Genomic DNA, 9,709 nt, shown 5'->3' with positions numbered 1-9,709 from the left:
GTGCTCGCCAGGATCTCCGCGATGTGGACGGGCCGCATGCCGACCCGCAGCCGGCTCATGGTGCCGCCGATGTGCATGAGGCACGAGTTGTCGGCGGCGCAGAGCGTGTCGGCGCCCGTCGACTCCGCGTTGCGGACCTTGTCGGTGCCCATCGCCGCCGAGACGTCGGAGTTCTTCACCGCGAAGGTGCCGCCGAAGCCGCAGCACTCCTGCGCCCCCGGCAGCTCGGCCAGCTCAAGTCCCTTGACCGCCCTGAGGAGTTGGGTGGGGCGGTCGCCGAGCCCCAGGGAACGCAGGCCGTGACACGTCGGGTGGTAGGTGACCTTGTGCGGGTAGTACGCGCCGACATCGGTCACACCCAGGACGTCGACCAGGAACTCGGTCAGCTCGTACGTCTTCGGGACGACCGGCGCGAGGGTCGTCGCGAGCCCGTCGCCGCGGCCCTCGGCGCGGGCCCGCTCGCCCATCCTGGGATACAGCTCGCGCACCATCGCGGCGCACGAACCGGACGGCGTGATGACGGCGTCGTACTCACCCGAGGCGAGCCCCGGACCGAATACATCGGAGTAGTGCCGGGCGAGCGGCTCGGCCTCGTGCCGATAGCCGGTGTTGTAGTGGGCCTGCCCGCAACACGTCTGGGCCGCGGGGAAGTCCACCTCCACGCCCAGTCTGGTCAGGAGTTTCACCACGGCACGGCCCGTGTCCGGGTACAGCGTGTCGTTGACACACGTCAGGAAGAGCGCGACACGCATCGTGGCCCCTTCGTTGGTCGGTACGGTTCGGTCATCGGATGGGTGCAGGGTACGTCGTACAACGGTCCTGGTCACGGGGTGGCGGCACGATCGGCCGCGGCCGACCACGCCGACGCGTCGCCGCGCGGCTCGTAGCGCGTCAACGGCTGGGTGTCGGAGACCAGTCGGCGCATCGCCCGCCGGTCGCCGACGACGCCGTCGGCGCGGGCCTGCACGAGCACGTTGCCCAGCGCCGCGGCCTCCGCGGGGCCCGCCACCACCGGCAGACCGCAGGCGTCCGCGGTGAGCTGGCACAGCAGCGCGTTGCGCGCGCCGCCGCCGACGACGTGCACGACGTCGACCGGACGGTCCGCGAGGCGCGCCGCGTCGGCGATCGCCCGGCGGTGGGCCAGGGCGAGCGAGTCCAGGATGCAGCGGGTCGTCTCGGCGCGGGTGCGGGGCTCCGGCTGGCCGGTGGCGCGGCAGGCGGCGGCGATCCGGTCCGGCATGCCGCCGGGGGCCAGGAAACCGCTGTGGCCCGCGTCGACGACGCTGCGCAGCGGCCGCGCCGCCGCCGCTCCGGCGAGCAGGGCGGTCACGTCCGGCTCCCCCCACGCTCGTTGGCACTCCTGGAGCAGCCAGAGACCCATGATGTTGCGCAGGTAGCGGACGGTGCCGTCGATGCCGAGCTCGTTCGTGAAGTTCGCCGCGCGGCTCTCCGCCGAGCGGACCGGGGCGTCGAGTTCTAGACCCGCGAGGGACCAGGTGCCGGTGCAGATGTACGCGAAGTTCGCCTCGGTGGCCGGGACCGCGGCGACGGCGGACGCGGTGTCGTGCGAGGCGACCGTCGTCACCGGGACCGGACCGGTGAGCCCCGTCTCGTCGAGGACGTGCGGAAGCAGGTCACCGGCCGGGTCGCCGGGGCGGCGCAGCGGCGGGAAGAGCGTCAGGTCGATGCCCGCGCGCGCCGCGACGTCCTGGGCCCAGTCGCCGGTGCCCGGGTCGATGAGCTGGGTGGTGGAGGCGTTGGTCAGTTCGGTGCCGCGCCGTCCCGTCAGCCAGTAGGTGAGCAGGTCGGGGACGAGCAACAGGGTCTTCGCCGCGGCGAGTTGGGCCGAGCCGCGGGCCGCCGCCAGCTGGTAGAGGGTGTTGAACGGGGCGTACTGGATGCCGGTGGCCGCGTACAGCTCGTCCTGCGGGACGGTGGCCCAGACCTGCTCGGCGACGTGGTCGGTGCGGGCGTCGCGGTAGTGGTACGGGTTGCCGAGGAGGATGCCGTCCGTGTCGAGGAGGCCGTGGTCGACGGCCCAGCTGTCGATGCCGACGGAGCGGACCTGGCCCGCCTTGCGCAGCCCGTCCAGGACCCCCGCGTACAGCGCGAGGATGTCCCAGTGGAGGCCGTCGGGGGTGCGGACGGGGCGGTTCGGGAAGCGGTGGCACTCCGTGAGGGTCAGCGCGGCCGGGGTGACGTGGGCCGTCATGACCCGGCCGCTGGAGGCGCCCAGGTCGACGGCGGCGTACGGGGTGGTGGGCATGGATGGGTCCTCGGTCGGCCGGGGTGCCTCCTCGCCGTGGGCCGTTGCTCGTTCGTCGGCGGGTGCTCGTTCGTTGTGGCTGGTCGCGCTCGCGGGGCGGGGCCGCACGGGGGGACACGGCCGATCGCTCCTGGCGGGGTGCCGTGGATCCCGGCACCCCGCCGGGAGTCGTCAGCGCAGGAACGCCGCCGCGACGCCCGCGTCCACCGGGACGTGCAGGCCCGTCGTGTGGGTGAGGTCGCCGCCGGTCAGGGCGAACACGGCGTTGGCGACGTGCTCGGGGAGCACCTCGCGCTTGAGCAGGGTGCGCTGGGCGTAGAACTCGCCGAGCTTCTCCTCCTCGATGCCGTACGTCGCCGCGCGCTGCGCTCCCCAGCCGCCCGCGAAGATGCCCGAGCCGCGCACCACGCCGTCCGGGTTGACGCCGTTGACGCGGATGCCGTCGGCGCCCAACTCGGCGGCGAGCAGCCGTACTTGGTGGGCCTGGTCGGCCTTGGTCGCGGAGTAGGCGACATTGTTGGGGCCGGCGAACACCGCGTTCTTCGACGCGATGTAGACGATGTCGCCGCCCATGGCCTGCGCCCGCATCACCCGGGCCGCCTCGCGGGACACGAGGAAGGAGCCGCGCGCCATGATGTCGTGCTGCAGGTCCCAGTCCCTGGCCGTGGTCTCCAGGAGCGGCTTCGAGATGGAGATGCCCGCGTTGTTGACGACCAGGTCGACACCGCCGAAGGCGAGCGCGGCGGCCTGGAACGCCGCGGCGATCTGCTCCTCCGACGTGACGTCGACCGGCACCGCGACGGCCTTGTCGGAGCCGCCCAGGTCCTCGGCGACGGCCGCGGCGTTCTCCGCGTTCAGGTCGGCGACGACGACGCACGCGCCCTCCGCCACCAGCCGGTGGGCGATGGCCTTGCCGATGCCGCTGCCCGCTCCCGTCACCAGCGCCACCCGGGTGGCGAGCGGCTTCGGCCTCGGCATCCGCTGGAGCTTGGCCTCCTCCAGGGACCAGTACTCGATGCGGAACTTCTCCGACTCCTCGATCGGCGCATACGTGGAGACGGCCTCGGCGCCGCGCATCACGTTGATCGCGTTGACGTAGAACTCGCCCGCCACGCGTGCCGTCTGCTTGTCCTTGCCGAACGAGAACATGCCGACGCCCGGGACGAGCACGATCGCAGGGTCGGCGCCGCGCATCGCGGGGGAGTCGGGGCCCGCGTGCCGGTCGTAGTAGGCCGCGTACTCCTCGCGGTAGGCGGCGTGCAGCTCCTTCAGCCGGGCCTCGACGGCGTCGAGTTCGGCCGTGGGCGGCAGGTCCAGGACGAGCGGGCGGACCTTCGTGCGCAGGAAGTGGTCCGGGCAGGACGTGCCGAGCGCGGCCAGGCGCGGGTGCTCGGCCCGGGCCAGGAAGTCGAGGACGACGTCGGAGTCGGTGAAGTGGCCGACCTGCGGGCGGTCGGCGGAGGCCAACCCCCGTACCAGCGGCGCCAGTCGGGCGGCGCGGTCGCGGCGCTCGGCCTCGCCCAGGGCCGCGTACCCCTCGATGACCGGGCCGAACGGCTCGGCCCTGCCGCGCTCGGCGAGGAACGTCTCGGCCGTGCGGATGATGAAGAGGCTGTTGCGCTCGCACTCCTCGGCGGTGTCGCCCCACGCGGTGATGCCGTGGCCGCCCAGGACGCAGCCGACCGCCGCCGGGTGCGCGGCCTTGATCGCGGCGATGTCCAGGCCCAGCTGGAAACCGGGACGGCGCCACGGCACCCACACGACCTGCTCGCCGAAGCACTCGGCGGTCAGCTTCTCCCCGTCGGCGGCGCAGGCGAGCGCGATCCCCGAGTCGGGGTGCAGGTGGTCGACGTGCGCGGCGTCCACCAGGCCGTGCATGGCCGTGTCGATGGACGGCGCGGCGCCGCCCTTGCCGTGCAGGCAGTAGTCGAACGCGGCGACCATCTCGTCCTCGCGCTCCACGCCCGGGTAGACGTCGGTGAGCGCGCGCAGCCGGTCGAGCCGCAGCACGGCGAGCCCGGCCTCCGTCAGCGTGCCGAGGTCGCCGCCCGACCCCTTCACCCACATCAGCTCGACGTCGCCGCCGGTGACCGGGTCGGTCGCGGAGCCCTTGGCGGAGGTGTTGCCGCCGGCGTAGTTGGTGTTGCGGGGGTCGGCGCCGAGCCGGTTGGACCGCGCGAGCAGCGCGTCGACCTCGGGATGCGTAGCCATGGGAAGAATCAGTCCTTCGATATGACGGGTACGGGGACGGGGGTGGGTTCGGGGCAGCCGCCTACGCGCCCCACCCCGCCTGCTCCCCGCCCACCCGCTCGGCCACGATGCGCTCCTGCCACCCCGACGCCGCGTACGCCGCGACCGGGTCGGGCGCGAGCCCCCGCTCCTCGCGCCAGTCGGCCAGCAGCGGCCGCACATCGGTGTTGTAGGCGTCCATCACCACGGCGTTCGCGGTGAGCACGTCGCCCGCCGCCTGCGCGGCGGCCAGCGCCGCGCGGTCGACGAGCAGCGCCTTCGCCGTGGCCTCCTGCACGTTCATCACGGAGCGGATGACGGCCGGGATCTTCGCCTCGATGTTGTGGCACTGGTCGAGCATGAACGCCACGTTCGTCTCCGGCGCGAAGCCGCCGTTCTTGGCGACCTCGTGCAGGATCCGGAACAGCTGGAACGGATCGGCGGCGCCCACCATCAGGTCGTCGTCCGCGTAGAAGCGGGAGTTGAAGTCGAAGCCGCCGAGCTTCCCCTCGCGCAGCAGCAGCGCCACGATGAACTCGATGTTGGTGCCCGGCGCGTGGTGCCCGGTGTCCACCACGACCTGCGCCTTGTCGCCCAGCTTCATGCACTGCAGGTACGAGGTGCCCCAGTCCGGCACGTCCGTCGAGTAGAAGGCGGGCTCGAAGAACTTGTACTCCAGGAGCAGCCGCTGGTCGTCGGCGAGCCGCTCGTAGACCGTGGCGAGGGACTCGGCCAGCCGGTCCTGGCGGGCCACGATGTCGTCCTGGCCCGGGTAGTTCGTGCCGTCGGCGAACCACAGCTTGAGGTCCTTCGACCCCGTGGCGTCCATGATGTCGACGCATTCGAGGAGGTGCTCGACGGCCTTGCGGCGCACCTTCGGGTCGGGGTGACAGACGCTGCCGAGCTTGTAGTCGTCGTCCTGGAAGGTGTTGGAGTTGATGGCGCCGAGCTCCAGGCCGCGCTCCTTCGCGTACGCGCCGAGGTCCGCGTAGCTGTCGGAGGCGTCGAGCCGGTCCCACGGGATGTGCAGGGCCACCTTCGGGGCGATGCCGGTGAACTCGTGCACCTTCGCCGCGTCGTCCAGCTTCTCCCGGGGCGTGCGCGGCACGCCGGCCTGGGCGAACACCTTGAACCGGGTGCCGGAGTTGCCGTAGCCCCAGGACGGCGTCTCGATCCGCTGGTCGGCGAGTGCGGCCTTCACGGCAGCGATGTCAGGCATGTCCACCTCTGAATGCGTCGTGCGCGAGTCGTGCGTGAATCGATTCACTTCGCTGGGGAAGTTAACCCCGGGCGATCGGGCAGTCAAGGGGCCCGACAGAGGGCGACAGCGGACGGCTGCGTTACGCAATCGTGCTGTTGCCTGCTCCGGGCCCCACTTTCCGGCTCCTTCCTCGCAGTTCACGTGAGGAATCGACGGAGCGAACCGCGCAAACCGGAGCACCTCGGTGGATCGGGCCCACTCCGGCCCCTTGACCTCCCCCGAGCGGCAGGGCTAGCTTCCGGGCAACTTCACTGAAACATTTCACGCCGGATGATCCATCTGGCGTCCGCAGCGGCATTTGTGCGTATCGCACGGCCCCCGCCCACCCCCGCACACTCACGGAGACATGCAATGACGCATCCAGAACCGGAGACGACTCCGGTGCTCGCGCTGGAGGGGGTGAGCAAGTCCTTCGGTGCCGTGCGCGCCCTGCGCGGAGTGTCCCTGCGGCTGTACGCGGGCGAGGCGCACGCTCTCGCCGGCGAGAACGGCGCGGGCAAGTCGACCCTGATCAAGGCCCTCGCCGGGGTGCACAGGCCGGACACCGGGACGGTCCTCCTCGACGGCGCGCCGGTGGAGTTCCACGGACCCGCCGACGCCAGGGACGCGGGCGTCGCCGTCATCTACCAGGAGCCGACGCTCTTCCCCGACCTGTCGATCGCCGAGAACATCTTCATGGGCCGCCAGCCCCGCCGCTCGCTCGGCCGCGTCGACCACCGCGCGGTCAAGGAGGCCACGGCCGCGCTGTTCGCACGGCTCGGCGTCGACCTCGACCCGGACCAGCCGGCCCGCGGCCTGTCCATCGCCGACCAGCAGCTCGTCGAGATCGCCAAGGCGCTCTCCTTCGACGCCCGCGTCCTCATCATGGACGAGCCGACCGCCGCGCTGACCGGCAGCGAGGTGGCCCGCCTCTTCGGCGTCGTCACGACGCTGCGCGAGCAGGGCGCCGCCGTCCTGTTCATCTCGCACCGCCTGGAGGAGATCTTCGGGCTGTGCCAGCGCGTCACCACGCTGCGCGACGGCGCCTGGGTGGCCAGCGAGCCGCTCGACGGACTGACCGAGGACGACCTCGTGCGCCGCATGGTCGGCCGCGATCTGGACGAGCTCTACCCGAAGCAGGCCGCCGAGATCGGTGAAGTAGCCCTCAGCGTACGGAGGCTGACCCGCGAAGGCGTCTTCACCGACGTCTCCTTCGAGGTGCGGCGCGGCGAGATCGTCGGCCTCGCGGGGCTCGTGGGCGCGGGCCGCAGCGAGGTCGCCCGGGCCGTGTTCGGGGTCGACCGGTTCGACGGCGGTGAGGTCGAGGTGCTCGGCCGGACGCTGAAGCCCGGCGCGCCGAGCCTCGCGATGCACGCGGGTCTGGCCCTCGTACCGGAGGACCGGCGCGCCCAGGGCCTGGTGATGGACATGTCTATCGAGCGGAACATCGGTTTGACCGGGTTCGCCGACACGTCCCGCGCCGGGCTCATGAACCGCAGGGCGGAGCGCAGCCGGTCGCTCGACTGGTCCGTGAAGCTCCAGGTGAAGTACGCGCGGCTGGCCGACGTCGTCGGCACGCTGTCCGGCGGCAACCAGCAGAAGGTCGTGCTCGCCAAGTGGCTCGCCACGGGCCCGCAGGTCCTCATCGTCGACGAGCCGACGCGCGGCATCGACGTCGGGACGAAGGCGGAGGTGCACCGGTTGCTGTCGTCGCTGGCCGCCGAAGGGGTCGCCGTGCTGATGATCTCGTCCGACCTGCCGGAGATCCTCGGCATGGCCGACCGGGTCCTCGTCATGCACGAGGGGCGGGTGACGGCGGAGCTGCCCCGGTCCGAGGTGACCGAGGAGTCCGTGATGGCCGCGGCCACGGGGCGGGTGGCGTGATGCGTGACGGACACCGACCCGCGCCCCTGAACACCCGCACCGAAACGAGGGTTCCATGGCTGTGACCGCCCGACCCGTGCACGAGGACACGGTCCCCGAGCCCACCGCAGGCCGGCGGCTGCTCGACAAGGTGTTCAAGGTGCGCGAGCTCGCCGTGGCCGGCGTGCTCGTGGTGATGCTGCTCGCCACCGAGCTGTCCAACACCGAGTTCCTGTCCGAGCAGGGCGTCAAGGACCTCCTCCTGAACGCCACCATCCTGGCACTCGTCGCCACCGGCCAGGCCGTCGTCGTCATCACCCGCAACGTCGACCTGTCCGTCGGCTCCGTCCTCGGCATCTCCGCCTTCGCCGCGGGCAACTACCTCCAGGGCGGCGGCAGTTCGGTGCTCGCCGTGCTGTACGCGGTCGCCGTCGGCGCTGTCTTCGGCGTGCTGAACGGCGCGCTCGTCAGCCTCGGCAAGGTGCCCGCCCTCGTCGTCACCCTCGGCACCCTGTACGTGGTGCGCGGCATCGACTCCATCTGGGTCGGCTCGGACCAGATCGTCGCCGCCGACCTGCCCGACGGCTTCGTCGACTTCGGCCACGACGGCCTCTGGGTCGTCCCCTACCTGGCCCTGCTCGCCGTCGCCGTCCTGCTCTGCGTCGGCTACTACCTGCGCAGCTACCGCAGCGGCCGCGACATGTACGCGCTCGGCTCCAGCCCCGAGGCCGCCAATCTCGCCGGCGTCCCGGTCCGCAAGCGCATCATGACCGCCTACGTGCTGTGCGGCGCGCTCGCCGGACTCGCCGGCGCCCTGTACCTGGCCCGCTTCGGCAACGTCGACTCGGCCACCGGCAACGGCTACGAACTCACCGTCGTCAGCGCCGTCGTCGTCGGCGGCGTCGCCTTCACCGGCGGCTCCGGCACCGTCTACGGCGCCGCGCTCGGCGCGCTGCTGCTGACCTCCATCAACAGCGTGCTGCCCGCCATCGGCGTCAGCTCCGTCTGGGTCACCGCCATCAACGGGATCCTGCTGCTGCTCGCCATCGCCGTCGACCGGATCCTGGCCCTGCGGGTCGCCGCAGTGCTGCGCAAGCAGGCCGCACAGATGAGGAGCGCCCGCCATGCCTGACACCTTCAAGGCCGATTCCCGCAAGGCCGAATCCCTCAGGAACGCGGTCCGCTGGGACACCGCCGTCGGCGCGCTGCTGATCGTGCTGCTGCTCTGCTCGTTCTCGTTCGTCGACAACTTCGGCAATGCCCTGAACCTGTCGTTCCTGATCGGCAACACCCTGCCGATCGCGCTCATCGCGCTGCCGATGACGATGCTCGTCGTCTCCGGCGAGGTCGACCTGTCGGTGGGCTCCACGGCCGGCCTGTCCGGCGCGGTCATGGGCGCCCTGTGGAACAACGGCATGGCCATCGAGACGATCATCCCGATCTGTCTCGTCCTCGGCCTCGTCTGCGGTCTCGTCAACGGCCTCCTCGTGACCCGGCTCGGCCTGCCCTCCCTCGCCGTCACCATCGGCACCATGGCCGCCTACCGCGGCATCGCGCAGATCGTCCTCGGTTCCGACTCCGTCACCGACTTCCCCTCCCAGTACCTGGACTTCGGGGCCGGCCGGTTCGGCGACACCTTCGTCCCGTACGCGGCGCTGCCCTTCGTGATCCTGCTCGCCGTCGCCGTGGTCGTGCTGCACGCCACCCGGCTCGGCCGCTCGCTGTTCGCGATCGGCGCCAGCGAGGAGGCCGCCCGGTTCTCCGGCGTCCGCGTCAAGCGGCTCAGGCTGTCGATGTTCGTGACGACCGGACTGCTGTCCGCCCTCACCGGTGTCTTCTGGGCCCTGCACTACGCCAGCGCCCGCTACGACAACGCCACCGGCCTCGAACTCTCCGTCATCGCGGCCGTGCTGCTCGGCGGCATCGACTTCGACGGCGGCAAGGGCACCCTCGGCGGGGCGATCGCCGGTGTGTTCCTGCTCGGCACGCTGCAGAACGTGATGAGCCTCGTCAACGTCTCCGCCCAGTCGCAGATCCTCGTCACCGGCGTGCTGCTCGTGATCTCCGTCCTCGCGCCGCGCCTCGGCCGGCAGATCGCCCAGGCCAGGGCC

Annotated in this window: 7 protein-coding genes; 3 read left to right on the top strand and 4 right to left on the bottom strand. The window is 71.7% G+C overall.

The window, feature by feature from the left end; translation table 11 throughout:
• From M4J07_RS44210 to rhaI, 4 genes are all read right to left on the bottom strand, one after another.
• A partial coding sequence (locus tag M4J07_RS44210) for a (Fe-S)-binding protein (RefSeq protein WP_255982319.1) occupies positions 1-752 on the bottom strand: 752 nt, incomplete at its 3' end.
• A 71-nt stretch (positions 753-823) separates the two neighbouring features.
• A complete protein-coding gene (locus M4J07_RS44205) occupies positions 824-2,266 on the bottom strand; it encodes a rhamnulokinase (protein WP_255982317.1) in 1,443 nt (480 codons plus the stop codon).
• A 171-nt stretch (positions 2,267-2,437) separates the two neighbouring features.
• Positions 2,438-4,477 (bottom strand): bifunctional aldolase/short-chain dehydrogenase, encoded by a 2,040-nt coding sequence (locus M4J07_RS44200; protein WP_255982315.1) that lies wholly within the window; start codon positions 4,475-4,477, stop codon positions 2,438-2,440.
• A gap of 61 nt (positions 4,478-4,538) precedes the next feature.
• A complete protein-coding gene (rhaI, locus tag M4J07_RS44195; RefSeq protein WP_255982313.1) occupies positions 4,539-5,714 on the bottom strand; it encodes an L-rhamnose isomerase in 1,176 nt (391 codons plus the stop codon).
• Positions 5,715-6,107: 393 nt separating this feature from the next.
• Here rhaI and M4J07_RS44190 point away from each other — a divergent pair, with 393 nt between their 5' ends.
• The 3 genes from M4J07_RS44190 to M4J07_RS44180 form a co-directional block, all read left to right on the top strand.
• On the top strand, positions 6,108-7,619 hold the full coding sequence (locus M4J07_RS44190; protein WP_255982311.1) for a sugar ABC transporter ATP-binding protein: 1,512 nt from the start codon (positions 6,108-6,110) through the stop codon (positions 7,617-7,619).
• 55 nt (positions 7,620-7,674) lie between these two features.
• Positions 7,675-8,730 carry an ABC transporter permease gene (locus tag M4J07_RS44185; RefSeq protein WP_255982309.1) on the top strand — a complete coding sequence of 352 codons (1,056 nt, stop codon included), beginning with the start codon at positions 7,675-7,677 and terminating at the stop codon, positions 8,728-8,730.
• A partial coding sequence (locus M4J07_RS44180) for an ABC transporter permease (RefSeq protein WP_255982307.1) occupies positions 8,723-9,709 on the top strand: 987 nt, incomplete at its 3' end. The genes M4J07_RS44185 and M4J07_RS44180, both read left to right, overlap by 8 nt.

The organism is Streptomyces longispororuber, from assembly GCF_024448165.1.
Taxonomy (GTDB): Bacteria; Actinomycetota; Actinomycetes; order Streptomycetales; family Streptomycetaceae; genus Streptomyces; species Streptomyces longispororuber_A.
The sequence above is the reverse complement of the archived record's forward strand: the minus strand, read 5'-3'. Positions and strand labels throughout refer to the sequence as shown.